General features: G+C 71.1%; 31 protein-coding genes. 16 read left to right on the top strand and 15 right to left on the bottom strand.

Features of this window, described 5'->3' with window-relative positions:
* Both ACTMTI_RS05600 and ACTMTI_RS05605 read right to left on the bottom strand, forming a co-directional pair.
* The gene (locus ACTMTI_RS05600) at positions 1-729 is read right to left on the bottom strand and encodes an HAD-IA family hydrolase (RefSeq protein WP_441118523.1); all 729 of its coding nucleotides are present in this window, start codon (positions 727-729) and stop codon (positions 1-3) included.
* Between the two features lie 15 nt (positions 730-744).
* Positions 745-864: a DLW-39 family protein gene (locus ACTMTI_RS05605; protein WP_020542320.1), complete on the bottom strand. Its 120-nt coding sequence runs from the start codon at positions 862-864 to the stop codon at positions 745-747.
* 695 nt (positions 865-1,559) lie between these two features.
* Between ACTMTI_RS05605 and ACTMTI_RS05610 the strand changes: the two genes are divergently transcribed.
* Genes ACTMTI_RS05610 through ACTMTI_RS05620 form a run of 3 tightly spaced genes read left to right on the top strand, consistent with a single transcriptional unit; the run spans position 1,560 to position 5,001 of the window.
* Positions 1,560-1,775 carry a heavy-metal-associated domain-containing protein gene (locus ACTMTI_RS05610; RefSeq protein WP_441118524.1) on the top strand — a complete coding sequence of 72 codons (216 nt, stop codon included), beginning with the start codon at positions 1,560-1,562 and terminating at the stop codon, positions 1,773-1,775.
* Positions 1,772-2,758, top strand: a complete 987-nt coding sequence (locus ACTMTI_RS05615; RefSeq protein ID WP_441118525.1) for a hypothetical protein — start codon at positions 1,772-1,774, stop codon at positions 2,756-2,758. Before ACTMTI_RS05610 ends, ACTMTI_RS05615 begins: the two co-directional genes overlap by 4 nt.
* 29 nt (positions 2,759-2,787) lie before the next feature.
* On the top strand, positions 2,788-5,001 hold the full coding sequence (locus tag ACTMTI_RS05620; RefSeq protein WP_441118527.1) for a heavy metal translocating P-type ATPase: 2,214 nt from the start codon (positions 2,788-2,790) through the stop codon (positions 4,999-5,001).
* Here the strand turns inward: ACTMTI_RS05620 and ACTMTI_RS05625 are convergent.
* Positions 4,994-6,208, bottom strand: coding sequence for an MFS transporter (locus ACTMTI_RS05625; RefSeq protein WP_441118529.1), 1,215 nt, complete (start codon positions 6,206-6,208; stop codon positions 4,994-4,996). The two genes, ACTMTI_RS05620 and ACTMTI_RS05625, sit on opposite strands and share 8 nt — an antisense overlap.
* Positions 6,209-6,649 carry a carboxymuconolactone decarboxylase family protein gene (locus tag ACTMTI_RS05630; RefSeq protein ID WP_441118530.1) on the bottom strand — a complete coding sequence of 147 codons (441 nt, stop codon included), beginning with the start codon at positions 6,647-6,649 and terminating at the stop codon, positions 6,209-6,211.
* Between the two features lie 67 nt (positions 6,650-6,716).
* On the opposite strand from ACTMTI_RS05630, the gene pdxR reads away from it, so the two are divergent.
* Positions 6,717-8,120: a MocR-like pyridoxine biosynthesis transcription factor PdxR gene (gene pdxR, locus ACTMTI_RS05635; RefSeq protein ID WP_441118531.1), complete on the top strand. Its 1,404-nt coding sequence runs from the start codon at positions 6,717-6,719 to the stop codon at positions 8,118-8,120.
* On the opposite strand, the gene ACTMTI_RS05640 is transcribed toward pdxR, so the two are convergent.
* Positions 8,076-8,594 (bottom strand): universal stress protein, encoded by a 519-nt coding sequence (locus ACTMTI_RS05640; protein ID WP_441118532.1) that lies wholly within the window; start codon positions 8,592-8,594, stop codon positions 8,076-8,078. The genes pdxR and ACTMTI_RS05640 overlap by 45 nt on opposite strands.
* A 129-nt stretch (positions 8,595-8,723) precedes the next feature.
* On the opposite strand from ACTMTI_RS05640, the gene ACTMTI_RS05645 reads away from it, so the two are divergent.
* From ACTMTI_RS05645 to ACTMTI_RS05655, 3 genes are read left to right on the top strand one after another with little or no spacing between them, the layout of a single operon-like run.
* Positions 8,724-11,930, top strand: coding sequence for a BTAD domain-containing putative transcriptional regulator (locus ACTMTI_RS05645; RefSeq protein WP_441118533.1), 3,207 nt, complete (start codon positions 8,724-8,726; stop codon positions 11,928-11,930).
* Positions 11,931-11,954: 24 nt separating this feature from the next.
* Positions 11,955-12,116, top strand: a complete 162-nt coding sequence (locus ACTMTI_RS05650; protein WP_441118534.1) for a hypothetical protein — start codon at positions 11,955-11,957, stop codon at positions 12,114-12,116.
* A gap of 49 nt (positions 12,117-12,165) precedes the next feature.
* Positions 12,166-14,757, top strand: coding sequence for a LuxR C-terminal-related transcriptional regulator (locus tag ACTMTI_RS05655; RefSeq protein ID WP_441118536.1), 2,592 nt, complete (start codon positions 12,166-12,168; stop codon positions 14,755-14,757).
* On the opposite strand, the gene ACTMTI_RS05660 is transcribed toward ACTMTI_RS05655, so the two are convergent.
* Positions 14,754-15,473, bottom strand: a complete 720-nt coding sequence (locus ACTMTI_RS05660) for a hypothetical protein (RefSeq protein ID WP_441118537.1) — start codon at positions 15,471-15,473, stop codon at positions 14,754-14,756. The genes ACTMTI_RS05655 and ACTMTI_RS05660 overlap by 4 nt on opposite strands.
* Positions 15,474-15,536: 63 nt before the next feature.
* Between ACTMTI_RS05660 and ACTMTI_RS05665 the strand changes: the two genes are divergently transcribed.
* Positions 15,537-16,139, top strand: coding sequence for a cadmium resistance transporter (locus ACTMTI_RS05665; protein WP_441118538.1), 603 nt, complete (start codon positions 15,537-15,539; stop codon positions 16,137-16,139).
* Between the two features lie 12 nt (positions 16,140-16,151).
* Here the strand turns inward: ACTMTI_RS05665 and ACTMTI_RS05670 are convergent, their stop codons facing one another.
* The 7 genes from ACTMTI_RS05670 to ACTMTI_RS05700 form a co-directional block, all read right to left on the bottom strand.
* Positions 16,152-16,328, bottom strand: coding sequence for a hypothetical protein (locus tag ACTMTI_RS05670; RefSeq protein WP_441118540.1), 177 nt, complete (start codon positions 16,326-16,328; stop codon positions 16,152-16,154).
* A 43-nt stretch (positions 16,329-16,371) separates the two neighbouring features.
* Entirely contained in the window at positions 16,372-16,647 is a 276-nt protein-coding gene (locus ACTMTI_RS05675) for a hypothetical protein (RefSeq protein WP_441118541.1), read from the bottom strand.
* Positions 16,647-16,991 (bottom strand): ArsR/SmtB family transcription factor, encoded by a 345-nt coding sequence (locus tag ACTMTI_RS05680; protein WP_441118542.1) that lies wholly within the window; start codon positions 16,989-16,991, stop codon positions 16,647-16,649. Before ACTMTI_RS05680 ends, ACTMTI_RS05675 begins: the two co-directional genes overlap by 1 nt.
* A gap of 78 nt (positions 16,992-17,069) precedes the next feature.
* Positions 17,070-18,413 carry a hypothetical protein gene (locus ACTMTI_RS05685; RefSeq protein WP_441118544.1) on the bottom strand — a complete coding sequence of 448 codons (1,344 nt, stop codon included), beginning with the start codon at positions 18,411-18,413 and terminating at the stop codon, positions 17,070-17,072.
* A 49-nt stretch (positions 18,414-18,462) separates the two neighbouring features.
* Positions 18,463-18,585, bottom strand: a complete 123-nt coding sequence (locus tag ACTMTI_RS05690; protein ID WP_441118545.1) for a hypothetical protein — start codon at positions 18,583-18,585, stop codon at positions 18,463-18,465.
* A gap of 22 nt (positions 18,586-18,607) precedes the next feature.
* Positions 18,608-19,003: a hypothetical protein gene (locus ACTMTI_RS05695; RefSeq protein ID WP_441118546.1), complete on the bottom strand. Its 396-nt coding sequence runs from the start codon at positions 19,001-19,003 to the stop codon at positions 18,608-18,610.
* A 2-nt stretch (positions 19,004-19,005) separates the two neighbouring features.
* On the bottom strand, positions 19,006-19,404 hold the full coding sequence (locus ACTMTI_RS05700; RefSeq protein ID WP_441118548.1) for a hypothetical protein: 399 nt from the start codon (positions 19,402-19,404) through the stop codon (positions 19,006-19,008).
* 261 nt (positions 19,405-19,665) lie between these two features.
* Between ACTMTI_RS05700 and ACTMTI_RS05705 the strand changes: the two genes are divergently transcribed.
* Genes ACTMTI_RS05705 through ACTMTI_RS05715 form a run of 3 tightly spaced genes read left to right on the top strand, consistent with a single transcriptional unit; the run spans position 19,666 to position 21,893 of the window.
* The gene (locus ACTMTI_RS05705) at positions 19,666-20,025 is read left to right on the top strand and encodes a hypothetical protein (RefSeq protein ID WP_441118549.1); all 360 of its coding nucleotides are present in this window, start codon (positions 19,666-19,668) and stop codon (positions 20,023-20,025) included.
* 46 nt (positions 20,026-20,071) lie between these two features.
* Positions 20,072-21,229: a sensor histidine kinase gene (locus tag ACTMTI_RS05710; RefSeq protein ID WP_441118551.1), complete on the top strand. Its 1,158-nt coding sequence runs from the start codon at positions 20,072-20,074 to the stop codon at positions 21,227-21,229.
* A 22-nt stretch (positions 21,230-21,251) separates the two neighbouring features.
* Positions 21,252-21,893, top strand: a complete 642-nt coding sequence (locus ACTMTI_RS05715) for a LuxR C-terminal-related transcriptional regulator (protein ID WP_441118552.1) — start codon at positions 21,252-21,254, stop codon at positions 21,891-21,893.
* On the opposite strand, the gene ACTMTI_RS05720 is transcribed toward ACTMTI_RS05715, so the two are convergent.
* A complete protein-coding gene (locus ACTMTI_RS05720) occupies positions 21,894-22,325 on the bottom strand; it encodes a VOC family protein (protein ID WP_441118553.1) in 432 nt (143 codons plus the stop codon).
* 31 nt (positions 22,326-22,356) lie between these two features.
* On the opposite strand from ACTMTI_RS05720, the gene ACTMTI_RS05725 reads away from it, so the two are divergent.
* The 5 genes from ACTMTI_RS05725 (at position 22,357) to ACTMTI_RS05745 (ending at position 25,557) form a co-directional block, all read left to right on the top strand.
* Positions 22,357-23,151: an MBL fold metallo-hydrolase gene (locus tag ACTMTI_RS05725; protein WP_441118554.1), complete on the top strand. Its 795-nt coding sequence runs from the start codon at positions 22,357-22,359 to the stop codon at positions 23,149-23,151.
* A gap of 36 nt (positions 23,152-23,187) precedes the next feature.
* The gene (locus tag ACTMTI_RS05730; protein WP_441118555.1) at positions 23,188-23,775 is read left to right on the top strand and encodes a PadR family transcriptional regulator; all 588 of its coding nucleotides are present in this window, start codon (positions 23,188-23,190) and stop codon (positions 23,773-23,775) included.
* Between the two features lie 108 nt (positions 23,776-23,883).
* Positions 23,884-24,261: an SgcJ/EcaC family oxidoreductase gene (locus ACTMTI_RS05735; RefSeq protein WP_441118556.1), complete on the top strand. Its 378-nt coding sequence runs from the start codon at positions 23,884-23,886 to the stop codon at positions 24,259-24,261.
* The gene (locus tag ACTMTI_RS05740; RefSeq protein WP_441118557.1) at positions 24,258-24,599 is read left to right on the top strand and encodes a hypothetical protein; all 342 of its coding nucleotides are present in this window, start codon (positions 24,258-24,260) and stop codon (positions 24,597-24,599) included. Before ACTMTI_RS05735 ends, ACTMTI_RS05740 begins: the two co-directional genes overlap by 4 nt.
* Positions 24,600-24,609: 10 nt before the next feature.
* Positions 24,610-25,557: a GNAT family N-acetyltransferase gene (locus tag ACTMTI_RS05745; protein WP_441118558.1), complete on the top strand. Its 948-nt coding sequence runs from the start codon at positions 24,610-24,612 to the stop codon at positions 25,555-25,557.
* Here the strand turns inward: ACTMTI_RS05745 and ACTMTI_RS05750 are convergent.
* Positions 25,544-25,915 (bottom strand): Rieske (2Fe-2S) protein, encoded by a 372-nt coding sequence (locus ACTMTI_RS05750; RefSeq protein ID WP_441118559.1) that lies wholly within the window; start codon positions 25,913-25,915, stop codon positions 25,544-25,546. The two genes, ACTMTI_RS05745 and ACTMTI_RS05750, sit on opposite strands and share 14 nt — an antisense overlap.
* Positions 25,916-25,942 lie beyond the last annotated feature (27 nt).

The following is a 25,942-nucleotide window of genomic DNA, read 5'->3' on the forward strand; positions in this document are numbered from 1 at the left end:
TTACCGGGCGGAGGAAGCCACCTGCGTCGTTCCGAGGTCGTCGCTCAGCACCAAGCTTGGAACGTCGATGATCGAGTCCAAGATGTGCGTTGCGCCGCCCTTCAGTAGTCGCTCCCGGCTGTGGACGCCCGTCATCAGCCCGGCCACGATCGACGCGCCGGCTCGCTTGCCGCACAGCATGTCGTTTTCGGAGTCGCCGATGACCGCCACGTTCTTTACGTCCCCCACGCCCAGCCGTAGCACCGCGTGCAGGACCATGTCGGGCCAGGGGCGGCCGCGGCCGCCGGCGTCCTCCGGGGAGATGGCCAGGTCGATCTTGTCGTGCCAGCCGAGCACGCTCAGGATGCGGCTCAAGGTCCCGCGGCTGAAGCCGGTGATCAGAGCGAGCTTGATTCCGGTCCCACGGAGTTTGTCGAGAACCTCCGTGACTCCGGGCGTGGGTACGAGACCCGCCCGCTCCAGCGCACCCTCGTAGGAACGCTCGAACGTCAGGTTGGCCGCCTGCGCCTGGGCCTCGTTTCCGGGGAAGATCCCGCGGAAGACATCGATCTTGGGGCAGCCCCGGGACCGGTGCACGTGAACCATGGCACGCGCGTACGCTCCGGTCCCGGGCACTATGCCCTGGGTCGCGATCGCCTCGGCGAAGGCGCGCTCGACCATGACGATGTCACCGACCGTGGTGCCTGCGAGATCCAGGCACACCAGCTTGATGGGGACGATGTCACTCATCGCCTCGCCGGTCGGTTAGTTCTCGCTGCCGGTCGCCTCGGTCCAGAGATCGAGCTCTGCGCGGTCGGCCTGCACCTTACGCCAGATCAGCAACCCCCCAAGGGCGATCAGCGCCAGAACGAGCAGCTTCTTCACGGTGTGACCCCACTTCTTCGACGGCCTCACCTGCCGGGGTGAGACCCAACGGTTGACATGCAGCCTAGCAAGGGATGGCTGCGGTCCCTGTGTTGTGCACGGACCACATGCGTGGAATGTGCGAAGAACGAGTGTTGAGCCCCAGGTGAGGGCACCATACCCGTCCCAACTTTGACATCGACATCATCGATATCGATCTCTTTGACGGCGAGTCGCCGTAGCAGCCACTCGTCGTAGCAGCGACTCGCCGTAGCAACGGCTCATCGTCGCGGCGGTGACTCGGGCGACGTCTCGATCATGCCAAATATCCCGCCTCAACGCGCGGACGCGCCGGGTTCTGTCAATGCCCAGGGTGCAGGTAGAGGTTCCGGGCGGTCTCGGCGTGCCGTACCCACCCGGGGGTATGCGACTGTATAGCTCATGCACGGCTCCCATCTGCGGTTTCGCTGCTGCTCCCTGGTCGCGATGAGCCTGATCTCGGCATTTGGGATGTCTCTTACTGGTATCCGGGTAATGATGGCGGCTATGTCGGGCGCGCCTGGGCTCCTCGGCACACAGTTAGCCGTACGTGAAAAGGTTTTGTGAGCTGGATCACAGAAGCCGTACGAGATACCCTAGGGGGGTACGGTGTTACACTCGGACGAAGACGGGCACCCGCATCGGACGCGAAGACTTGCAAGGCTAAGGAGACCGCGATGAGCACCGCCGCCACCTACACCGTCAAGGGCATGACCTGCGGACACTGCGTGAGCTCGGTGAAGGAGGAGGTCGGCGAGGTCGCGGGGGTCACCTCCGTGGAGGTGGATCTGGCCGGCGGCCTGCTGACGGTCGGCAGCGACGAGCCGATCGACGAGGCGAAGATCGCTGCAGCGGTAGAAGAGGCCGGATACGAGCTGGCGGGTCGCTCATGAACGCGGCCGCCAAACTAGGCACCTACGTCCTGGGGCTGGCCGTCGTCTTCGGCGGCGCCCTGGGCGCGGGGCGCGTGGTCGGCCCGACGGCCGATCCGGCGCCGGCCGAGGACCACGCCGCGATGGCCCCCGCCGACAGCCAGACCGCCGGATCCGCCGACAGTCACGCCACCGCACCGGCCGGGGAGCCCACTGCTGGCGGGCACGGCGACGAGCACGCCACCACGCAGCCGGCGAAGACCGATACCCCTGGCGGGTTGCAGGTGTCGCAGGACGGCTACACGCTCAACACGATCACCCCGGTCGCGATCGGAGTGCCGATGGACTTCAAGTTCAGCATCATCGGCCCCAACGGCAGGCCGGTGACCGACTACCAGGTCGAGCACGACAAGAAAATGCACTTTATTGTCGCCTCCCGCGACCTGATGAGCTTCCAGCACGTACATCCAGATATGACCCCTGACGGCACCTGGTCGGTCAAGCTGACGCTTCCGAAGGCAGGCGCGTACCGCGCGTTCGCCGATTTCGTCCCCAAGGGCGGCGAGAAGCTCACGCTCGGCGCGGATCTGCAAGCCGCGGGCGACTACCGGCCCGAGCCGCTTCCGCACGTCAGCCGCACGGCGACCGTCGACGACTACACTGTGAACCTGGCCGGCGACCTGGTCCCCGGCCAGTCCAGCAAGCTCACCCTCACGGTCAGCAAGGGCGGCGTGCCGGTCAAGGACCTGCAGCCCTACCTCGGCGCGTACGGCCACCTGGTCGCCCTCCGCGCCGGCGACCTCGCCTACCTGCACGTCCATCCTGAGGACAGCAAGAAGGCAGGACCGGAGATCACGTTCTACGCCGAGGTGCCGAGCGGCGGCGACTACCGGTTGTTCCTGGACTTCCAGCACGAGGGCAAGGTCCGTACGGCCAGCTTCACCGCCGCGTCGCTGCTGTCCGACGGGCACGCCCCTTCGGCCACTCACGACCACAGCCACTGAACGCACGGGATGCGAAGAAAGGAGAGGTGATGTCTTCCCTCACTGAAGGCAGAGCTGTCGAACTCACGATCGGCGGCATGACCTGTGCGTCCTGCGCGAACCGGATCGAGCGCAAGCTGAACAAGCTCGAGGGCGTGACCGCGACGGTCAATTACGCGACGGAGAAGGCGAAGGTCACCTTTCCTGACGGGGTGGACCCGCAGCAGTTGGTCGCCGAGGTGGAGAAGGCGGGTTATACCGCCGCGTTGCCCGCCCCGCCGGCCGCTGAACCCGCTGAGTCGGAGGATGAGCTGCGGTCGTTGCGTCAGCGGCTGGTCACGGCGCTGGTGCTGAGTGTTCCGGTGATCGCGATGGCGATGATCCCGCCGTTGCAGTTCACCAATTGGCAGTGGCTGTCGCTGGTGCTGGCGGCGCCGGTGGTGGTGTACGCGGGCTGGCCGTTCCACAGGGCGGCCTGGACCAACGTGCGGCACGGCGCGGCGACGATGGACACGCTGATCTCGATGGGTACGCTCGCCGCGCTCGGCTGGTCGGTGTGGGCGCTGTTCTTCGGTACGGCGGGCATGCCGGGGATGACGCACCCGTTCGCGTTCACGATCACGCGCAGTGACGGCTCCGGCAACATCTACCTGGAGGCGGCGGCGGGGGTGACGGCGTTCATCCTGGCCGGCCGTTACTTCGAGTCGCGTTCCAAGCGCCGGGCGGGCGCGGCGTTGCGGGCTTTGATGGAGCTGGGTGCCAAGGATGTGGAGCTGGCCGACGGCCGGCGCGTCCCGGTCGAGCAGCTCGCCACGGGTGATCGGTTCATCGTGCGGCCGGGGGAGAAGATCGCCACCGACGGTGTGATCGTGGAGGGCAGCTCGGCGGTGGACGCCTCGATGCTGACCGGCGAGTCCGTGCCTGTGGAGGTCAAGCCTGGTGACGCGGTGACCGGGGCGACGGTGAACGCGGGCGGCCGCTTGATCGTCGAGGCCACCCGGGTCGGCGCGGACACCCAGCTCGCCCAGATGGCCAGGCTGGTGGAGGAGGCGCAGACCGGCAAGGCGCAGGTGCAGCGGCTGGCCGACCGGATCTCGGGGATTTTCGTGCCGATCGTGATCGCGCTGGCGGTCGGCACTCTGGGGTACTGGCTGGGCACCGGGGACGGCGCCGGGGCGGCGTTCACGGCGGCGGTGGCGGTGCTGATCATCGCCTGCCCGTGCGCGCTCGGGCTGGCCACGCCGACCGCGTTGCTGGTGGGCACCGGCCGTGGCGCCCAGCTGGGCATCTTGATCAAGGGGCCGGAGGTGCTGGAGTCCACCCGCCGGGTCGACACCGTGGTGCTGGACAAGACCGGCACGGTCACCGAGGGCAGGATGACGCTCGTCGCCGTCCACCTCGCCGAGGGACAGAGCCGCGAGGAGGTTCTCAGGCTGGCCGGCGCGCTGGAGCACGCTTCCGAGCATCCGATCGCCCGGGCCATCGCGCGGGCGGCACAATCGGAGGCCGCGGTGGATGCGGTCGTGGAGGATTTCGTCAACGTCGAGGGGCTCGGCGTGCAGGGCATCGTGGACGGTCACGCGGTGCTGGCCGGCCGTCCCCGGCTGCTGGAGGAGTGGTCGCAGCACTTGCCCGAAGAGCTGGAGCGCGAGCTGGCCGAGGAGCAGGCCAAGGGCCGCACCGCGGTGGCGGTCGGCTGGGACGGTCAGGCCCGCGCGGTGCTGGTGGTGGCCGATGTGGTCAAGGCGACCAGCAGGGAGGCCATCGAACAGCTCAGGGCGCTGGGGCTGACCCCGGTGCTGCTGACCGGCGACAACGAGGCGGTGGCCAAGACGGTCGCGGCCGAGGTGGGCATCGATGAGGTGATCGCCGAGGTGCTGCCCGCCGACAAGGTCGACGTCGTCAAGCGGCTCCAGGCCGAGGGCAAGGTGGTGGCCATGGTGGGCGACGGCGTCAACGACGCCGCCGCGCTGGCCCAGGCCGATCTGGGGCTGGCGATGGGCACCGGCACCGACGCCGCCATCGAGGCGAGCGACCTGACCTTGGTCCGCGGCGATCTGCGGGTGGCGGCCGACGCGCTACGGCTGTCGCGCCGCACGCTGTCGACCATCAAGGGCAACCTGTTCTGGGCCTTCGCCTACAACGTGGCCGCCCTGCCACTCGCGGCGCTGGGCCTGCTCAACCCGATGATCGCGGGCGCCGCGATGGCGTTCTCCAGCGTCTTCGTGGTCAGCAACAGCCTCCGGCTACGCCGCTTCAAGTGAGCCGACCCGCCCATCTGACGGCCGGTGCCATCGCGGCGCCGGCCGTCAGGAACACCACCCCCAGCAGCAGCCAGCCGACCGTCCCCCCACCGAGCACGAGCGCCGTGAGCGCGACCGGCCCCAGCATCCTGGCCACGGCCACGCCGGTGCCGAAGAACCCCTGATACTGGCCCTGCTTGTCCTCCGGGGCGAGCGCGAAGCTGATCTCCCAGGCCCCCGCGGCCAGCAGCATCTCGCCGGCGACCAGCAGCGCGGCCGCGACCAGCAGGAACGCCCACCCGTACGCGCTCAGCGCGAACACCGCACAGGCTCCCAGCATCACCAGCCCGGCACGCCGCACCGATGAGGACGCATCCCGCAGCCCCTTCACCCGCCTGGCCATCCGCACCTGGAAGACCAGCACGCTGCCCGTGTTGATCAGGAGCAGCACGGACACCACCCAGCCGGGCGCGGCCGTACGTTCGGCGATCCAGAGCGGCACGACCACGGTGAGCAGCGGCATGTAGAAGAGCATCACCGCGTTGATCAGCGTGACGGCCGCGTACGGCCGGTCCCTGAGCACCGCCATTCTGGGCCCGGAATCGGTGACCCGGACCGCGGCAACCGCAGGCAATCTGAGCAGCAGCGCCGCGGCCACGAGGAAGCTCAGCGCGTCGATCGCGAACAGCGTCAGATACGCCGAAGCCGTGTCGAGGTACAGCGCGAGCCCGCCCATGGCGGCGCCGACGGCCAGGCCGCCGTTCAGTGTGGCCTGGAGGAGCGCCCGCACCGTGGTCCGCTGCGCGGGCTCGACCAGCCCGGCGAGCAGCGCCTGCCGGGCCGCCGACAGGCCCGTCTGCGCGATGCCGTACAGGCAGGCGACCAGCACGAACGGCGCGAACGACCGGACGAACACGAACGAGGCCACCGCCGCCGCGGTCGCCAAGGCCAGCAGCACGGCGACGCCGCGCGGGCCGCGCCGGTCGGCCAGGTGGCCGAGCGGCACACCGGCCATCGAGCCGGCGGCCCAGCCCAGCGTGAGGCCGAGGCCGATCTCGGTGGCCGACAGGCCGACGATCCTGGAGAAGTAGAACGCGGAGGTGACGAGGTAGATCCCGTCGCCGACGGCGTTCGCGAACTGGGCCTGAGCCAGGATGCGGCGCGCGGCCACGACGTATGCGGTGGACCGCGGCCAGCGGTCCACCGCGGGTGGCGGCCGGAGTCGCACCTAGGACTCCGGCGTCATGCGGGTGGCGACGCCCATCCGGTTCCAGGCGTTGATGGTGGCCACGGCCACGACCAGCGCCGCCAGCTCCGGCTCCGTGAAGTGCGCGGCGGCCTGCTGCCACACCTCGTCCGTGATGTCGCCGGTGGAGAGCCGGGTGGCGGCCTCGGTGAAGCCGAGGGCGGCCCGCTCCTGTTCGGTGAAGAACGGCGCCTCCCGCCACACCGCGACCGCGTGCAGCCGGGCGTCGGTCTCGCCCGCCTGCTTGGCGTCCGAGCTGTGCATGTTCACGCAGTAGACGCAGCCGTTGATCTGGCTGGCGCGCAGGCGTACCAGCTCCAGGAGGGGCTGGGGAAGGGTGCTGGCGGCGACGAACCTGTCCAGCCCCGCCATGTGCTTGTACGCCTCGCCGGCGAGCGATCCGAGATCCATGCGTTCTGTCATGCGCTCATCTTGGGTCTCCATTTGTCCCGTTGTAAGCTCCAATTTTCGGCAAGTTGATTGGGCCAAGATGGACCTCCACATCAGCCTCGACGGCCGCGGTGACCTGGCCGCACAGGTCTACCGGCAGCTCCTCGACGCCATCCTCGACGGCAGGCTCAGATCGGGCGAGCGGCTGCCCCCGACCAGGGAGCTGGCCCGCAGGCTGGAGATCTCCAGGAACACGGTCGCGCTCGCCTACGACCGCCTCGTGGCCGACGGATTCCTGGTGGGGCGCGCCGGCGCGGGCACGTTCGTGTCGGCCGAGCCGGTACGGGGCCGTGCGGCCCCCAAGGGTGTGGTCCTGCCACGCGCGCTCTGGCGGGAGATCCGGCTCCCCGGCCCCACGCCGAACGCCCCATACGACTTCCGCGTCGGCGTGCCCGACCCCCATCTGTTTCCCATGGAGACGTGGCGCCGGCTGGTGGCCCGCGAGTTGCGGGTCGGCACGGCCGCTTACAGCGACCCTTCAGGACATGAGCTGCTTAGAGCGGCTATTTCCCGGCATATCGGCATCAGCCGCTCGGTCCACGCCGGCCCCGGCGACGTACTGATCACGAACGGCGCCCAGCAGGCGCTCGACCTCATCGGCCGCGTCCTGATCGAGCCGGGGGCCTGCGTGGCGGTCGAGGAGCCCGGCTACCCCCCGGCCCGCCTGCTGTTCCGCTCACTTGGCGCCCGCGTCGCAGGAGTCCCGGTCGACGCCGAGGGCATCGACGTCCAGGCCATCCCGAAAGCCGCCCGCATCGTGTACGTCACCCCGTCCCACCAGTTCCCTCTGGGGACGCCCATGTCGCTGGCCCGCCGCGCCGCCCTCCTGGCCTGGGCCGAGCGCCGCAAGGCGGTGGTGATCGAGGACGACTACGACAGCGAGTTCCGCTTCGGCGAGCGCCCGCTCGAACCCCTCCAGAGCCTCGACCGCGCAGGCCGGGTGATCTATGTCGGCTCGTTCTCCAAGACCCTGCTCCCCATGCTCCGGCTGGGCTTCCTCGTCGCCCCGGCCTCGCTGGCCCCGGCGCTGCGCGCCGCCAGGCAGCTGTCCGACTGGCACGGCGAGCTGCCCACGCAGGCGGCCCTGGCCCGGTTCATCGACGAAGGGCTCCTGGCCAGGCACATCAGGAAGGCGACCCGCGAGTACGCTGCCCGCCACGCCATGGTCGCCGAAGCCCTGGCCGCCGACGACCGCCTGCGCCCGGTCCCCTCCACGGCGGGTCTGCACCTGTGTGCCCGCCTCGCGCCCGGCGTGTCCGTACGTACCGCGCCCGGCCTGGCGCTGGAGCGGCTGGAGGCGTACTGCGGTGAGACCCCGGCCCAACCCGGCCTGGTCCTGGGCTATGGAGCGATCACGCGGCAGCAGATCCCCGGGGGCCTCGAACTGCTCAGCAGATCGCTAATGATGTCGGCGGCTCCAGAACCGCCGAGCTCGCTCCCCTGACATCTCCGGGTCGTCGGGCGGCGAGGGCTGCTGCACGATCACGACTGTGGTCCGCGCGTGCCGGGCGCAATACATGCTGGTGGACGGCAGGAAGATGCGGCTGAGCAGGCCGCGCCGTCCCCGTCCGAGCACCAGCAGGTCGCCCTCGCGGGCCAGGTCGACGAGGTGGTAGCCGGGATCGCCGACCCGGCCGACCACGGCCGTCGTGAGGTCGTCGGGCACTCCGCCCGCGACGTCGTCGAACACCCCCGCGACGACTTCGGCGCAACGGGCATCCTCGCCCTGCCTCAGTGCGGCCTGGACGGGTAGCGCCTCGGGGAAGGGATGGACGGGCGCGCGACTGACGTGCACGGCGACCAGGGCCATCCGGTGCAGCCTGGCCGCCCCGATGGCCCAGGCAAGCGCCCAGCGCGAGGCCGGGGACTCGTCCACCCCCACGATCAGCCTCGCACCGCCGGGCAGGTCCTGTTCCACGGTGCCTCCTGTAAGAAGTACGACAATAGTGCGCCTACCCACTGGTTACCGGGAGGTGGCACTTTGCGAACTCTGGAGTCTCCAACGGAATTCTGGAGTCGCCGACGAAGGCAGGCGTAGCATGCGGTGGTGGAACGAGGGTGGGTGCAACCCCGTCCCGCCCTCGACCGGCGGCTCGACGGGGCGCTGACGCACAGGCTCACCTCGCTCGTGGCGACGACGGGCTACGGGAAATCGATCGCGCTGGCCGGGTGGAGCCAGGCCGTGGGCGCGGTGCTGCACCGGCTCGGGCCCGCCGACCGCGACCTGCCCACGCTGGCCGGGGCGGTGGTCGCGGCGCTGTCTGAGGCGGTGCCCGGGCTGCCCGCCGACCTGGTCACGGCCGCGCAGGCGCCGCTCGGCCCCGACGCCGACGAACTGTCCAGAGCGGCGGCGCTGGCGGGCGCGCTGGCCGAGGCCCTGGCCCGGCGGCTGCGGCGGGCTCTCGCCGTGGTCTTCGACGGCGTCGAGGCGATCGCGGGCGCGCCGGGCTCCGTGCGCTACGTGGAGACGCTGGTCCGCGCCGCGCCCAGACATCTGCACGTGGTCACCGCGTCCCGGGCGCCGCTGCCGTTCCCGACCGCCCGGCTGCGTCAGGACCACGAGGTGCTCGACCTGGACGCGACCGATCTGGCGCTCACTCCGCAGGAGACCGCCGCCTGGGTCCGCGACCGGCTGGGCGAGGCCGGCGCCGTCGTCGCCGGCACGCTGCACGAGGCCTGCGGCGGCTGGCCGGCCGCGGTCCAGGCCGCGCTCGACGCGCTGACCCGCGAGGACCCCGCCACGTGGCCGAGCACCGCCGCGAGCCTGGCCGCCAACTCCGCCACGCTTGAACGCCTCACGCTCGACGCGTTCAAGGACCTGCCCGTGGCCATGCGCGAGCTGCTGCGAGCCGCCACCGTACTGCCCGTGCTGACCGGCGATCTGGCCGTGGTCCTCGGCGCGCCGCCCGACACGCTGGACTCGCTGACCAGCCGCGGCCTGTTCCTCGAAACCGTGCAGGACGGCCACCGGCTGACCCAGACCAGCGCGCACGTCCTGGCCAGGCACGCCCCGCTCGACCGGCACGAGGCCCACGACGTCGCCGCGGTCGCCGCCCGCTGGTACGTCGAGCACGACCAGCCCGAGCTGGCCCTGCGCGCCGCCGTCGCGACCGTGCACCCCGGCCTCGCGGCCTCCCTCCTCGACTCGTACGGCCTGCGCCTGGCCGAACGCGCGGACGTGGTCGCCGCTCTCGACCTGTTACCCGAGGCGGCCAGGCGATCTCCCGCGATGCTCAAGCTGGCCGGCATCGCCGAACAGAACCGCGGCCACTGGAACCGCGCCCGCGACCTGCTCGCCCACGCCGCCGCAGGCCCCGCGTTCGACGCGTTCGTGGCCCGGCGGCTGGGCTTCATCGATCACCTGCGCGGCGATTACGACGCGGCGATGGCCATGTATCTAAGGGGCCACGAGTACGGCTTCCCGCCCGCCGACGCCGCCATGTGCGCCGCCTCCGCCGCCTCCGTGCTCTGGCTGAAGGGCGACCGCGCAGGCTGCGCCGAGCTGGCCGACAAGGCCCTGGACCAGGCCGGCAGCCTGGGCGACGCGGGCGCACTCGCGATGGCGAACACCGTGCTGGCCATGCTCGCCGCCCTCGACGGCGACCGCCGCGCCAACGACGCCCACTACCTGCGGGCTCTGGAGTACGCCGAGCGCGCCGGCGACGTCGTCCAGCTCATCCGCATCCACGCCAACCGGGCCTCCCGCTACCTGGACGAGGGCGCCTACGCCGAGGCCCTGGCCGAAACGGATTTCGCGGGCAGGCTGTCGGACCTGGTGTCGTTCGCCCCCTTCGCCGCGCTCAACGCCGCCAACCGGGCCAAGGCGCTGATCGGGCTCGGCCGCCTGGAGGAGGCCGCCACCGAGGCCGCCGCCGCGGTGGCGGGGTGGGAGGCGATGGGCTCCAAGCTTGTCGGCTACGGCCTGGACCGGCTGGCGGAGGTCCACGCGCTGCGCGGCGACCGCGCTGCGGCGATCGCGATCTACCGGCGGGTCGTCGCCGAGACGCCGGCCGGCGACGTGCAGAAGCTGTCCAACGGGCTCAACTCGCTGGCCGGGCTGCTCGCCGACGAGGACCCCGAGGAGGCCGTCCGGGTCGCCGAGCAGGCGCTGGAGCACGCCGACGGCATCGCCGGCGTGAGCGCGCGGGTCGTGAGCGCCCGCGTGGCGCTCGCCGCCGGGCGGCTCGACCGGGCCAGGGCGATGCTGGACGAGACCGAGCCCGTCGCGGTGCGGCGCAGGGACCACGCCGCGCAGGCCGCCATCACCGAGCTGCGCGCCCAGCTCGACGGCGACCCCAAGCTCGCCGACGAGGCCGTGCGCAAGTGGGCGATGCTCGGCGATCCGATCGGGCAGGCCAGGGCCGAGCTGGTCAGAGCCGCCCTGGCCGATCCCGCGACCGGCCGGGCCGCCGCCGGGGAAATACGCGAGCGCATGCACGCGATCGGCTGCCGGGCGCTCGACGACCGGATCGACGCGTTGATCGCCCGCGCCGCGCCGGAGCCGGGGGCGCGGGTGGTCGTCGAGACCATGGGAACGTTCCGCGTCCTGCTGGGCGGCGTGCCCGTCGCACGTACCGCCTGGCAGTCGCGCAAGGCCCGCGACCTGCTGAAGATCCTGATCAGCCGCAGAGGGAGCGGCATCAGCAGGGAGCGCCTGGTCGAGATCCTTTGGCCGGAGCAGGAGGGCGACGCGGTCGGGCTGCGGCGGCTGAACGTCATGGTGTCCACGCTGCGCGCGGTGCTCGACCCCGGCAGGGAGCGGCCCCCCGACGACGTCGTGGTCTCGGACGAGGGCGCGCTGCGGCTGGATCTGTCCAACGTCGACGTCGATGTCGAGAGATTTCTGGATCTGGTGGCCGATGCCGTACGGCTCGACCAGGCCGGTCGTACGGCCGAGGCGCTGGAGCGGTGGGCGGCGGCCGAGAGCGCGTACGGCGGGGAGTTCTGCGAGGAGGACCCCTACGCCGACTGGGCCGTGGGCCTGCGCGAGCAGGCCAGGCTGGCGTACGTGCAGGCGGCGGCCAGGCTCGCCACGGCACGCGCGGGCGAGCGGCGCTACGACGAGGCGGCGCGCTACTGGCTGCGGCTGCTGGAGCGGGACCGCTACGACGAGCGCGCGCACCTGGGCCTGGTGCGGGTGCTGGATCTGGCGGGCCGCCGCGGCGACGCCCGCCGGCGCTACCAGCTCTACGCCGAACACATGCGGGAGCTGGAGGTCGAGCCCGCCCCCTACCCTCACCTGAACCAGACCTGAACCGTCCGGAGAGATGGTGGCCGGGTGAGAACGGTCATCGTACGGCTGGTCGAGCCCGAACAATCCGGCGGCCAGCTCCGCGGGCTGCTCGAAGAGGTCGGCGGCGAGCCGGTGCCGTTCAGCGGGACCGAGGCGGTGATCGACCTGTTGCTCACCGCAGCCGGGCTGAAGCGCGAAACGTCCTGAACCTCCCGCGAACCTCCTCTTATCACCATGGCAGGTGAGAGGAGGCACGATGAGCGAGCAGCTGGGGAGCGGATGGCCGTTCGTCGGGCGAGGGGGGCCGCTCACGACCGTACGGGAGGCACTGCGGTCGGGAGCAGGCGTGATGATCGCCGGTGACGCAGGGGTGGGCAAGAGCAGGCTGGCGGGGCAGGCGCTGGCCGGGCTGAAGGGGTACGCGGTCGTGCGCGCGCTGGGCACCGAGACCGCGTCGATGATCCCGTTCGGCGCGTTCGCGCACGTGCTGACGGGGCCGCCGCAGGGCGGCGAGAACCTGCTGCGCTGGGCCACCCGCCACCTGCGCGGCACGGGGCGGGGCGAGCTGCTGGTGAACGTGGACGACGCGCACCGGCTGGACCCGGCCTCGGCGGCGCTGGTGCACTATCTGGCCGAGCGCGGCGAGGCCACGTTATTGGTGACGGTACGCACCGGCGAGCCGCAGCCGGCGCCCGTGACCGCGCTGTGGAAGGACGAGCTGATCGCCAGGATCGAGCTGCCGCCGCTGATGGAGACCGAGGTCGGGCAGGTGCTCGCGGAGGCGCTCGGCGGCGAGGTGGCCGCGGCGACCGTACGGCATCTGGCCAGGGTCAGCGGGGGCAACCTGCTCTACCTGCGCGAGGTCGTGCTCGGTGGCCGCGCCTCGGGGTGCCTGGCCGAGCTGGACGGCCAATGGCGCTGGCGGGGCGAGCTGTCGATGACCACCAGGCTGCACGAGCTGGTGAGCGACCGGATCGGGCACCTCGACCAGGACGAGCGCGAGGTGCTCGAGCTGGTGGCGTTCGGCGAGCCGCTGGGCGCCGCGCTGCTGGAGTCCCTGACCTCGGCGCGGACGATCGAGCGGGTCGAGGCCCGCGGCCTGGTCGTGGCCGTGGGCGAGGGCAGGCGGGAGCACGTCCGGCTCGGTCACCCCCTGTACGGCGAGGTGGTCCGCGCCGACTGCGGTACGCTGCGGGCGCGGCGGCGCCGGCGGATGCTGGCCGAGGCTCTGGAGGCCACAGGGCTGCGGCGGCGCGAGGATGAGCTGCGGGCGGCCGTGTGGCGGCTGGACAGCGGCTCGGCCGCGAGTTCGCCCGAGATGCTGCTGTCCGCCGCGGGCCTGGCCTTCGCCCGGCGTGACCCCCGGCTGGCCGCGCGGCTGGCCAGGGCCGCGATCGACGCGGGGGCCGGGGTGGCGGCGGTGGCGCTGCTCGGCCAGGTGCTCATGGTGCTGGGCGACGCGGACTCCGCGCTGACCGCGCTGCGCCAGGCCGCGAAGACCGCGGTGACCGAGAGCGAGCGCGCGCAGCACGCCTTCAGCCTGGGCATCAACCTCGCCTGGGCGGGCGCGGACGCCGAGGCGAGCCGGGTGCTGGACGGGGTCGCGGCGACGCTGGCGGATCCGGCCTGGCGGCAGGAGGCGCACATCTACCGTGGCGTGGCCGACTTCCTCGCGGGGCGCCTCACCGGGGCGGCCGGGTCGCTGGCGCAGGCCCTCGCGTGCACGCCCATGACGGTCAGGGGCGCGGCGCACGCGGCCGGTCTGGAGGCGTGGATCGACGCCTACTCGGGGCGCTTCGAGCGCAGCCTCACGGTCGCGGAGCGGGCGCTGGCGGGTGTGGCAGGCTGGGGCGACGAGGCGCCGCACGCGCTGCCGACGCTGCTGGACGCGCGGTGTGCGGCGCAGGCGTTCTCCGGGCGACTGGAGGCGGCCGCGCGCACCGCGGAGGAGGGCATGGGGCTGGCCGCCGGCGAGCTGTCGGTGTCCGGGTTCGGGGCCTATCGGGCGCTGGTCAGCAGGCTGCGCGGGGACGCGGAGGGAGCCACCAGGTGGTGCCGGGACGACGCGGCCAGGCTGCCGGTGCGCACGCCGTACCTGGGCCGGTGCCTGGGGGAGCTGGCCCACGCGCTGGCGCTGCTGGGCCGGACGGCGCAGGCCCGTACCACGCTCGCGGAGGCGGAGGAGCTGGCGGCGCGCTGGCCGTTCACCCGGCAGCCCGTGCTGCAGGCGGCGGTCTGGGTGGCGGCGGCGGGGGGCGATCTGGACGAGGCGGTGCGTCTGTGCCTGTCGGCTGCCGACCTCGCCGAGAAGCACGAGCAGCTCGGCCCGCTGATGTTCGTGCTGCACGACCTGGTGCGGCTCGGCATGCCCCAGCTGGCCGCCGACCGGCTCTCCGCGCTGACCGAACGCGTGGAGGGGCCGCTGGCCGGGCTGCTTGCCAGGCACGCACGGGCCACGGGGGACCCGGGCGAGCTGCGGGTGGTGGCGGAGGAGTTCGAGCGGCTCGGCATGGTGCTGTACGCGGCCGAGGCCACCGCGCAGGAGTCGGCCGCGTACCGCCAGTCAGGGCGCGGCACCCTGGCCAGGGGCGCGCAGACCAGGGCATGGGCGCTGGCCAAGCGCTGTCCGGGGGTCACGACGCCCGCGCTGGTGGAGCTGGCCACGCCCGAGCTGACGCCGCGCCAGCGGGAGATCGTCCAGCTCGCCGCGGCCGAGTTGACGAACCGGCAGATCGCCGCGCGGCTGACGCTGTCCACGCGGACGGTGGCCAACCACCTGCAGGCCGCCTACGACAAGCTCGGCGTGAACGACCGCACGGAGGTGGGCCGCCTGCTGGCGGCGCTCTAGATCAGCTTGAGGAGGCCGTCGTACAGGGTGTCCCGCTCGGCCTCGGAGAGCGTCCGGTACGGGGCGGCGGCCCGCAGGTTGGTGTCCGCCTCGATCCCGGCACGCAGCGGCCCGTCTCTCAAACCGACGATCTCGGCCACGGACAGGCCCGCTGCCTGCCAGGCCGCGGCATGCGCGTCCGCGCGGTGATAGCGGAGGGCGGCGAGCCGGTTGAACAGCAGCGCCCCCGGCGCCGCCCCCTCCGGCTCGTACGGGGGCGCCACCAGCGCCAGCGCGCCGCCCGGCACGCGTTCGGCCCGGTCCAGCACCCTGCCGGCCAGCCCGGCAAGCCCCGGCAGGTCGTGCCCGGCCCAGACGCGTTCGGCCGCGGCGGTATGGACCTCGTAGAGGCGGTGGACGAACTCCAGCCCTGTCTCCGTCAGGCGCAGCAGGCCGTCGCGGTCCTCTGCCAGCGTGCCCTCGCGAAGGTGCTCCCGGATGCCGTCCTCGTGGCCGGCCGCGTCGGCGTACCGGTAGATCGTGGCCAGGTGCGGGCGGGTCACCGGGCGCAGGGGGAGCGCGAACCGCAGGTCGTACAGCAAGCCCGGGGTCACACCGGAGGTCTCGGCGAGCTTGGTGGCCGCCCGGCGGGCCGAGGCGTGCACGTTGACGTGGGCCGCGTCGATGATGGGGGCGATCGCCGCCGAATACTCCGACAGGTCCTGAAATTTCGGCATCGGCGGTAATTATGCCTTGGGGGTGCTCGGCGAGGTGGCGTATCGGCAGGGACGACCACGATCATGACAGGCGTGAACCCGGGCATCGTCGGGCAGGCCGTCGGCCTGTTCGCCATCACCAACGTCGACGACCTCGTCATCCTGGCGCTGTTCTTCGCTCAGGGAGCCGGGCACCGCAACGCCGCCCTGCGGGTCTTCCTCGGGCAATACCTGGGCTTCGCCGCGATCCTCGCGGTGTCGGTCGCCGCCGCTCTGGGCGCCACGCTCCTGCCGGAGTCGCTCATCCCGTACCTCGGCCTCCTGCCTCTGGTCCTGGGATTGAAGGCCGCCTGGGAGGCCTGGCGCGACCACGGCGATCCCGAGGAGGCCAGGACCGGGCCGGGTGGCCCCAAAGCGCTGGAGGTCGCCGCCGTCACCTTGGCCAACGGCGGTGACAACCTCGGCGTCTACGTCCCGGTCTTCGCCACTTCCGGCCTCGGCGGCATGAGCGTCTACGCGGTCGTCTTCCTCGTCCTGGTCGCCGTCTGGTGCCTGGCGGGCAGGTTCTTCGCCACCCGGCCGCTCGTCGCCAAGGCGCTGAGCCGATGGGGGCACATCCTGCTGCCTCTCGTCCTGATCGGGATCGGGCTGCTCATCCTCATCGAAGGCGGCGCCTTCGGCCTCTAGCGGCCGAGCGCCTCAGTCGAAGTCGAAAATCGAGTGCTTGTCGTAGAAATGCAGGATGTAGCGGCATCGCATGCAGATCATCAGCGTCATGCGGTGCGACGTGATGCCCCATCTGCTGTCGAGCCGGCCCTCCTCCTGCTGGAACTCGGTGCCGTGGCAGAGAGGGCAGGCTAATTGCGGAGTCGTCATGCGAGAAGAACGAGCGGTTGGAACGCCGGGTTCCCCGGCCTCGTCACTCGACCGTACGCAGGATCTGCTCGATCGACGCCGTACGCGAGCGCAGCTCGGCCAGGTCGGCGGCCACCCGTTGCTGGGCGTCCATGGTGTTCTCGGAGAGCTGCTCGAATCGGCGCACGAGCTGCCGTAAGTCCTCAGCCTGGTCGGCCTGGAGCTTCGCCTTCCGCGACTCGAACATGCCCACGATGACCACCGCGAGCAGGAAGGCGACCAGGACCAGCACCCCGAGGTAGAAGATCACCTCGGGCCAGGACATTGCCCCATCCAGCATCAGGAGTGCTCCTCGGCTCCGGGACCCTTCTCCGGGTCCGTCAGTGTCTTCGCCGCCTCGGCCAGCGCACGCGCGGTCAGCTGCAGATTGAAGTCCGTGACCTCGTAGTACTTCATGGCCTTGCCGTCCTCCGACAGCTCCAGGCTGCCGACGATCAGGCCGGCCGCCTCGAGCCGTCGCAGGTGCATGTGGAGGAGCGGGCGGCTCACCCCGATCTCGCGGGCCAGGTGGCTCACGTAGTCACGGCCGTCGGACAGCTTCGCGATGATGCGCAGCCGCAGCGGGTTGGCCAGCGCCGCCAGCATCTCCACCAGGTCGTCGCCGGTCGTCCCGGCCGTAGTCATGAGTTCCCATCAGGTGTAAGAAAGTCTTTACGGTCGAACCGTAGCATTCGCCATTGCCGGGCGGCAACGGGCGCCAGGTCAGTGCGCGCGACCGGCCACGGCTTCCCGCTCCCGCGCGGAGAGCGCGCTCTCGCCGGTCGGCCGGGTGCCCAGGGTCAGGCCCAGTGCCAGGCAGATCAGCGGAATCGCCGGGATCACGTACCGCACGTCATAGGCCGCCAGGAAGGGCGGCGCGGCGATCAACGCGAGCGCCGCCAGCGCGGGCAGCAGCGCGTCGGGCTGCCGCCGCACCAGCGCCAGCCCCAGCGCGGCCAGCAGGGCCAGCACGAGCAGCGGGAACGGCACGTAACCGAACCGCTGGTAGGCGCGCAGCCACCCGGCGTACGGCTCGACGACCCGCGTGGCGGCCGGCCCGGCCTCGTACGACTCCGCCACCCCCCGCACCGACTCGCTGATCGGCCGCTCGGCCGAGGGAAGTTTGTACGGGGTCTTCTCGTCCACCGCCGTACGCTCCCAGCGCAGCAACCGCGTGAGATCGGTCGCGACCGCGCCCGCATAGCCGCCCGGCTGAGCGAGGATGGCCTGCCTGGCGAACTCCCCGGCCAGCTTGTTGCGGTTGTCCGCGCCCGGGACCTTGAGCAGCGGCGAGAAGCTCTCCCACAGCCAGTGCGGCGGATAGGGACGCTCCTCGACCGGCATCCGCGGGCAGAGCACGGCCAGCCGCTCCGGCGGCTTGATCACGTCGCAGTCGGCGAAGCTCATGGTCCTGGACCACAGGAAGTTCCCGTCCGCCTCAGTGAGCGCGAACTTGCCCTTCTCCGCCTTCGTCCAGGCGGCGTACGCGCCCAGCGGGATCACCCCGGCCACGACCAGCGCCAGCAGCGGGCGCCAGCCGTACCGCCTGATCAGCAGGTAGCCGGCCGTCAGCACCAGCAGCGGCAGGCCGATCGTCCTGGTGATCCCGGCCAGGCCGAGCAGCATCCCGCCGACGGCGGCCGTGGCCGGGGTGACGCGCCACACGATGAGCGCGATGGCCGCCGTGACCAGCACGATGAAGATCGCGTCGGCCATGATCATGTGCTCGAGGAGGATGAGGAACTCGTCGTACAGCAGCGGGGTGACCAGGAGCGTGGCGCCCCAGCCCGGCAGGCCGCGCCGCCTGAGCAGGGCGTACACCGCCACCGCGAGCGCCAGCCCGAGCAGATGCTGTAAGACCGTCACCAGCGTGAGGCTGTGCGCGGGGCGCAGCAGCGCCAGCAGCAGGGAGTAGCCGGACGGCCTGGTCGTGCCCGGCGTCAGCTCCTCGCGCAGGAACGCGAACGAGTCGCCGTAGAACAGCAGCGCAGGCGGGAATCCGAGCACGGCGAGCACACGCAGCCCGATGGCGGGCAGCAGGGCGATGACCAGTGCGCGGTGGGCCAAGGTGGTTCTGCTCCAACATGTGCGGGGTTCTCACCATAGTGCTCTCCCGTCACCGAGCAGGCAGTCCCACGGCCGGACCGAGCCGCGCCCGGTAGCAGTCGATGATTTTCGCCAACTCGGAGCTGTCGGCCGCGAACCTGGCGATCCGCATGGAGGCGATGGTGGCCGTCACGGGTCGTGCCCCCGCAACACCCTTAATTCTGCTCGGGAAGCGCGTCGATGAGGACTCCCGGGTCGAGATTGCGCAGGATGTCCGCGCGGTCGGTCAGGATCGGCCACTGGGTGGCGCGCCCGCAGAGGACGACATGGCCGGCCGTGATGTCGCTCGACCCGTCGAGGATCTCGGCGATGTCGGGCACCTTGCCCTCGGTGAGGTCGTCGACGTGCACGGCGGGGCTGCTGATCAGGTCGAAGAGCTCGATCTTGGTGGAGAGCGGGACGATCGAATAAACGAGCGCCAGGGCCGTCGCGGGAATGCACAGACCTCCGCCGCGATAGAGGCAGAGCGCCGCGATGCTACGGGAATGGTTCGTCTTCGCGACCGCGATCTCGACGAGCGCTCCGACGTCGAGTACCCGCCCAGGTAGCATGATCAACCTTCTTGATGGGGATGCAGGCCGAGCTGGAACATCACGTCGTCGGAGATCCGGTCCACCTCCAGTGCGTCCGCCGCTCGATCGAGGTCCTCGCGCTGCAGGTTCCAGCGCTGGATCAGGATGGTGGCATGGGTCATCGTACTGACCTCGCGCTCGACCGCGGCGCGAACCAAGTCGGAAATCGTGCGGCCGTTGGAGTGGGCTTTCCGATGGAGGGCATCGAATGTGGGCTTGTCTAGATTGACGATTATCGATGCTTTTTCATCGGATCGGGGCGCCGGTTCCGCGGGGATCCGTGAGGACGACATCAACCAGGACGAAGGTGTTGGCGTGCTGGAATCGGTGGATTTGTCGTCGTCCGCGCTGTTTCGTCGTGACGGTATCGGCATCGCCATACGTACGAAGGTAGCCGCGTCGCCCCGCCAGTAACAGTCGTTCGACCCGGCTACTGCGAGGTGTCACCTGGAGTCACGCGCCGCGCCCGGAGCTGACCGCGGCATGCGACCAACGTGTCCGGAGGGTACGCATTTCGTGCGCGAGACGTTCCGCCGAGGTAAAACCGCATTGTGGCTAATGGAACCCGAAAGCCCCCGCGCCAAGGCGACAGCCTTTATGTACGGTTCCAAGTCCGCTATTGCGGACGGCTGGGCGTGCCGGTGGGCATCTTCGCCGCCTGTCACCACCTTCGCCGGGACGGCCGCCTCACCTCGGAAGACGATGCACTCTTCAAGGAGGTCGACGACTGGTTCATCACCTGTTTGCCTTACCCCCCTTTCTACGCCGATGGAAATTCCGTCCGCGCCGTCCCCTGGTTCAAGCCCACCGCGACCGCCCTCATCGCCGCCCTGGCGCCCCTGGAGGATCTCCTCCATCGATACGGCGTCCCCTGCGACGTCGTACGCTCACCCGACCCCGGCACCATCGTCTACGAGGACGAATTCCAGATAGGCGTCCTGCCTTACGTCAGAGAGCCGGCCGGTCCTGTGAGCCCGCTCCGCTGCGCCGCTGAAGGGTAGACCCAGCACTACTGTCCGCCCTTCCACCAGCGGCTACCGTCACAGGGTGCTCAACAGGACCGCGCTGGAGGCGCTCACCCGCCGGCCGCTGCCGTTCCTCAGGTCGGCCTGGCCCTGGCGGTGCGCGGCGTACCTGCTGGGCAGCGTCGTCCCGGGCGCGGCCACAGCGCTCACCGCCGCGGCCGTCCTGGCACTGCCGATGCCTCTGGGCTTCGTCGCGGGCGCGGGCGTCCTGGCGGCGGCCATACTGCCCGTCGCCTGGTTCGAGCGGCGGCGGTTGCGGCTCGTCGACGGCGTGCCCTTGCCCGAGACGCCGGACCGGCGCAGACGCGAGGCGGGGCTGGCGGTCATGACGCTGCTCGCCATGTGGTGGATCGACCTGCTGATGGTCGCGTTCACCTGCGCCGGCCCGGTGGTCCTCATGCTCACGCCCCTCGTCCAGCCGGAAGCGTCCGTGCTCCCTTCCGTCGTGGCGGTCGTGGTGGGCGTGCTGCTGCTGCCGGTCGCCGCGTACACGATCGCGGCCTGGGGCGGCGCCAGGGGCGCCATGGTGCGGGCGATCCTCGCGCCCGCGGGGCCGGAGCTGAGCGAGGTGCTGCGGTCGCGGGCGCGGCTGGTGGACGCGTTCGAGATGGAGCGGCGCAGGATCGAGCGGGACCTGCACGACGGCGCCCAGCAGCGGCTGGTAGCGCTGTCGATGACGCTCGGCATGGCCCGGCTCGACCTGCCCGAGGACTCGGAGGCGGGCCGGTTGGTCGGGCTGGCGCAGCAGCAGGCCAAGCAGGCGCTGGCCGAGTTGCGTGAGCTGATCCGCGGGGTGCACTCGCAGATACTCACCGACCGCGGACTGGCGGCCGCGGTACGCGACGTGGCCGGCCGCTCGCCCGTCCCCATCCAGGTCGACGTCGAAATGCCGGAAAGGTTGCCCGCGCCCGTGGAGGTCACCGCGTACTACGTGGTCACCGAGGCCCTCGCGAACGTGGCCAAGCACAGCGGAGCCACCAGGGGCGCCGTCACCGGCCGGGTCGAGCGCGGAACGCTGGTGGTCGAGGTGCGCGACGACGGGCACGGCGGCGCCGATCCGGCCAAGGGGACCGGACTGACGGGGCTGGCCGACCGGCTGGCCGTGGTGGCGGGCAGGCTGTCCCTGTCCAGCCCGGCCGGCGGGCCGACTCTGGTCCGGGTGGAAATACCGTGCGCGTAGCAACGACCATCGTGGAGATCCAGTGCGTGTAGTGATCGCTGAGGACGCCGTCCTGCTCAGGGAGGGCCTGGTGAGCCTGCTCGAACGCTTCGGCCACACCGTGGTCGCGGCGGTCGGCGACGCGCCCGGCCTGCTCGCCGCCGTCGCCGCGCACCGGCCCGAGGCCGTGGTGACCGACGTGCGGATGCCGCCCGGCTTCGCCGACGAAGGGCTGCGGGCCGCGCTGGAGCTGCGCGCCCGGCATCCCGCCCTGGCCGTGCTGGTGCTCAGCCAGTACGTCGAGCAGACCTACGCGGCCGAGCTGCTGGAGTCCGGCGACGGCGTGGGCATCGGCTACCTGCTGAAAGACCGCATAGGCGACGTACGCGAGTTCGTCGACGCGCTCGGCCGGGTGGCGGAAGGCGGCACGGTCGTGGACCCCGAAGTGGTGCGCCAGCTCCTGCGGCGGCGGCGCGACCCCCTCGACAGGCTCACCCCTCGCGAGCAGGAGGTGCTCGGCCTGATCGCCGAGGGGCGCTCGAACATGGCGATCGCCAAGGAGTTGTTCGTCAGCGAGGCGGCCGTGGCCAAGCACATCGCGAACATCTTCGCCAAGCTCGACCTGCCGCCGGCCGCCGACGGGCACAGGAGGGTCCTGGCGGTGCTGGCGTACCTGCGGGGTTGATCAGCTGACGCAGAACTCGTTGTCCTCCGGATCGGCGAGGGTGACCCACCAGTTGGGCCCCTGGCGGCCGCGGTGCAGCTCCTTCGCGCCCTTGGCGGTCAGCCGCTCGACCTCTGACTCGATGTTGCCCGCACCCACCCGGACGTCGAGGTGCACCCGGTTCTTGACCGTCTTGGCCTCGGGCACGAGCTGGAACAGCACCCGCGGCGCGCGTTCGAGACCGTCGGGATGCCGGATGGCCGCGCCCGACTTCCACACCAGCGCGCCGCGGTGCGTGGTGGCGTCGTCGTCGGTGGCGTAGCCCTTCCCGATCATCTCGCGGATGAACGCCTCGTCCTGCGGCTCCACCTGCCATCCGAGGGCGTCGGCCCACCAGTCGGCCAGCGCGTGCGGGTCGCTTGCGTCGATGACGACTTGGAAGTCATATGTCATGCCACTGATCCTAAAAGTAGGGTTAAGTGGCATGAACGAGCAGTGGCAGGAGATCGGCGACCGGGTTTTCGTCCGGCGTCATGAGTCCTTCGACATGAACACCGGCCTGATCGTGGGGGACGGGCACTGCTTGGTGCTCGACACGCGCACCTCCCACCAGGAAGCGGCGGATCTTGTCGAGGCGGTCAGGAGGATCACCGCCGCTCCGTGGACCGTCGTCAACAGCCATTCCCACTTCGACCACTACTTCGGGAACGCGATCTTCCGCCCGGCGGAGATCTGGGGCCACGTCAGGTGCGCCGAGGAGATCGAGCAGTACGGCGAGCAGCACCTCGCGGACGTCATCAAGAGGCTGCCGGAGCGGCGCGAGGAGCTCGAGGAGGTCACGATCGTGCCGCCCGACCACACGTTCGCGGCCGCGGCCAGCCTCGACATCGGCGGCCGCATCGTGCACCTGCGGTACTTCGGGCTGGGGCACAGCAGCAACGACGTGGTCGTGCACGTGCCCGACGCCGGGGTGGTGTTCGCCGGGGACCTGGTCGAGGAGGGCGCGCCGCCGGCGTTCAGCGACTCCTATCCGCTGGACTGGCCGGCCACCACGGCGGCGATGCTGGAAGAGATGCCCGAGCTGGTGATCGTGCCGGGGCACGGCGCGGTGGTGGACCGGGCCTTCGCGCAGGCGCAGCAGGCCGAGCTGGCCCTCGTGGCGGAGCTGGCCAGGCAGGCGCACGTGGCGGGCCTGCGCGATTCGATCAAGCTCTTCCCGTATCCGGAGGACGTGTCGAGGGAGGCCATCGCCCGGGCCTTCCTGCAGCTCGACGCTTAATGCTATATTGCATTTTGCAATATAGCGGGAGGCAGCATGGCGCGACGCCACGACCTGGTCGGCCTCACGGTGCTGGCCTTGCTCACGGTGCGCTCCGCCCACCCCTACGAGCTGCACCGCTTCATCGTCGACACGCACAAGGACTACATCACCGGCCTGCCGCGCAGCCTCTACCACGCGGTCGAGCGGCTGGCCCGGGATGAGCTGATCACGCCCGCCAAGACCGGCCGCGAGGGCCGCAGGCCCGAACGCACGGTCTACGAGATCACCGAGGAGGGCCGCGCGGAGCTCGCCACCCGGTTGCGGCAGCTCCTGGAGAAGCCCGATCCCGACCGGCGCGCGTTCGTCGCGGCCGTCTCGCTCATCGGCTGCCTGCCGTCGGCCGACGCGCAGCGCGCGCTGCGCGGCCGGGCGGCCGCGATCGAGGGCACGCTGGCCGGGATGGACGCCCACCTGCGGGCCATGGCCGAAAGCGGGCTGCCCGCGATTCTCATGCTCGAGGTCGAATACGAGAAGGCGCTCTACGCGGCCGAGCTCGACTGGATCAGAGGGGCGCTCGACCGGCTCGGCGAGGGAGAGCTCGACCGGCTTCAGAAGGAAGGGCTCGACTCGGCGGAAATCTAAGGGCCGCCGGGGTGCGCCAACACCCCGGCGGCCGACATCCGAACAAGGCGCCTGCCCTGCCCGAACGCGCATTCCCAGGATAGGCGCCGCGACCAAGGGAGCTGTGCCATGTCCGCAGAGATCGTCCACCTGCTCGCCCGGATGGGGGAGACGTGGAACGCCGGCGACGCGAGGGCGTACGCCGAGCTGTTCACGCCGGACGCCGACTACATCACGTTCTTCGGCCTCCACCTGGAGGGCCGGCAGGCCATCGAGGACGTGCACCGTGAGCTGTTCAAGACCTCGATCAAGCTCGAAGAGGGCGGCCAGGAGCCGCGGATCAAGCGCCTCTCCGACGACGTCGCCCTGGTGATCAGCGGTGGCGGCTCGACGGTGAACGGCGAACCGGACCCCAGTCGCGCGTCCATCGTCACGCTCACCGCGGTGCGCACGCCCGAGGGCTGGCGCCTCGCCTCTTTCCAGAACACCCGGGTGAGCCGGCCATGAGGAAAATCACCGAGGTCGCCGGGGTGATCGCGGCGCCCGTCGAGCAGGTGTGGCCGATCCTCCTGGGCGAGCGGCCGGACCACGTGAGGAAGACGGAGATCGGCGAGCACACCGTCGCCTACCAGGGCGGATGGTGGTATCGCGGCGAATGGTCGCTCGCTCCCCATCCCGAGGGCACGCGCGTCGTGCACCGCGTCTATGACGTGGCGGGCCCGTACTGGGCCGTGGCGCTGGCCAACAACCTGTTCATCGGCTTCCGCGAGCGTACGCGCCGGTCGTTCGCCGAGGGCATCACCCGCATCGCAAACCAGTTGGGGTGCGCCGCACGGCTCACCTAGGCTGCCCGTCATGGAGTGGGGACCGCTGACCCGGGAGGACGCCCGGCCGCTGGCCGAGTTGTGGACCGCGATGGAGGCCGAGGACAGGACCGGCGAGGTCTACGGCGTCGACGACGTGGACGAACAGCTCGCCCACCACCTGATCGATCTGGCCGAGGGCACGATCGCGGCCAGGAAGGGCGAGCGGATCGTCGCCTTCGGCTATCTCCCGGTCAAGCAGTCCGCCGACGAGGTCCACATGATGCGCTTATGGGGCGGCGTCCACCCCGACTACCGCAGGCGCGGGCTCGGCGGCCGCATCGTGGACTGGGGCATCCGCACGGCGCCGGGGCTGAGCGCGAGAGCCTTCCCCGGCGTCCCGGTGGAGCTCCACCTCACGGCGTACGACGGCCGGGTCGGCATCACGGCGCTGGCCGAGCGCGCCGGGTTCGCCGCCGTCCGGTCCTTCGCCCGGATGGAGCGGGACCTGTCCGGCGACCTGCCCGTGCTCGACCCGCCCGCCGGGGTGTCCATCGCCGCCTGGTCGCCGGATCTGGACGAGGGCGCCCGGCACGTACGCAACGAGTCGTTCCGCGACCACTGGGGCAGCGTGCCGCACACGCCGGAGAGCTGGCGCGGCCACATCGTCGGATCGCGGAACTTCCGCCCGGAGGCCTCGTTCGTGGCCCTGGCCGGCGGTCGCGCGGTCGGCGTGCTGATCACTCACTGTTTCGACACCATGCCCACCCGCACGGCCTGGATCCAGATCATCGGCACGCTGCGGGAGTGGCGCGGCAAGGGCGTGGCGAGCGCGCTGATCGCGCACGCGCTCGCCGCCTTCACCGCTCAGGGGTACGAATCCGCCGGACTCGGCGTCGACGCCGACAACCCCACGGGAGCCGTCGCCGTCTACCGCCGCGCCGGATTCGAGATCATCAACCGGAGCACGGCCTACGCGCTGCCGCTCACGCCAGGCTGATCTTCCCCTTCGAGACCTTGATCTTCTTGCGGGCGAGCGGCTTCTTGGCGGGGCCGTTCACCGCCGCCCCGGTCGAGGCGCTGAACTTGCTGCCATGGCATGGGCAGTTGATCGTGCCCTTGCTCACGCTCGCGAGCGTGCAGCCCTGGTGCGTGCACTTGGCGCTGAAGCACCGGTAGACGCCCTTTTTCGGCTGTGTGATCACGTACTTGCCTTTGATGATCTTGCCGCCGCCGAGCGGGATGCTCTTGGTCGTGGCCAGCACGGGACCGGCCGCCTCCGCCCGTCCCGGCCACAGGAAGACGACTCCGGCGCCGGTGGCACCACCTCGGATGATCAATGCACGGCGTGTGAGCATAGTTGCCTCCTTGAACTATCCACACGT

The organism is Nonomuraea sp. H19 (assembly GCF_052068215.1).
Taxonomy (GTDB): domain Bacteria; phylum Actinomycetota; class Actinomycetes; order Streptosporangiales; family Streptosporangiaceae; genus Nonomuraea.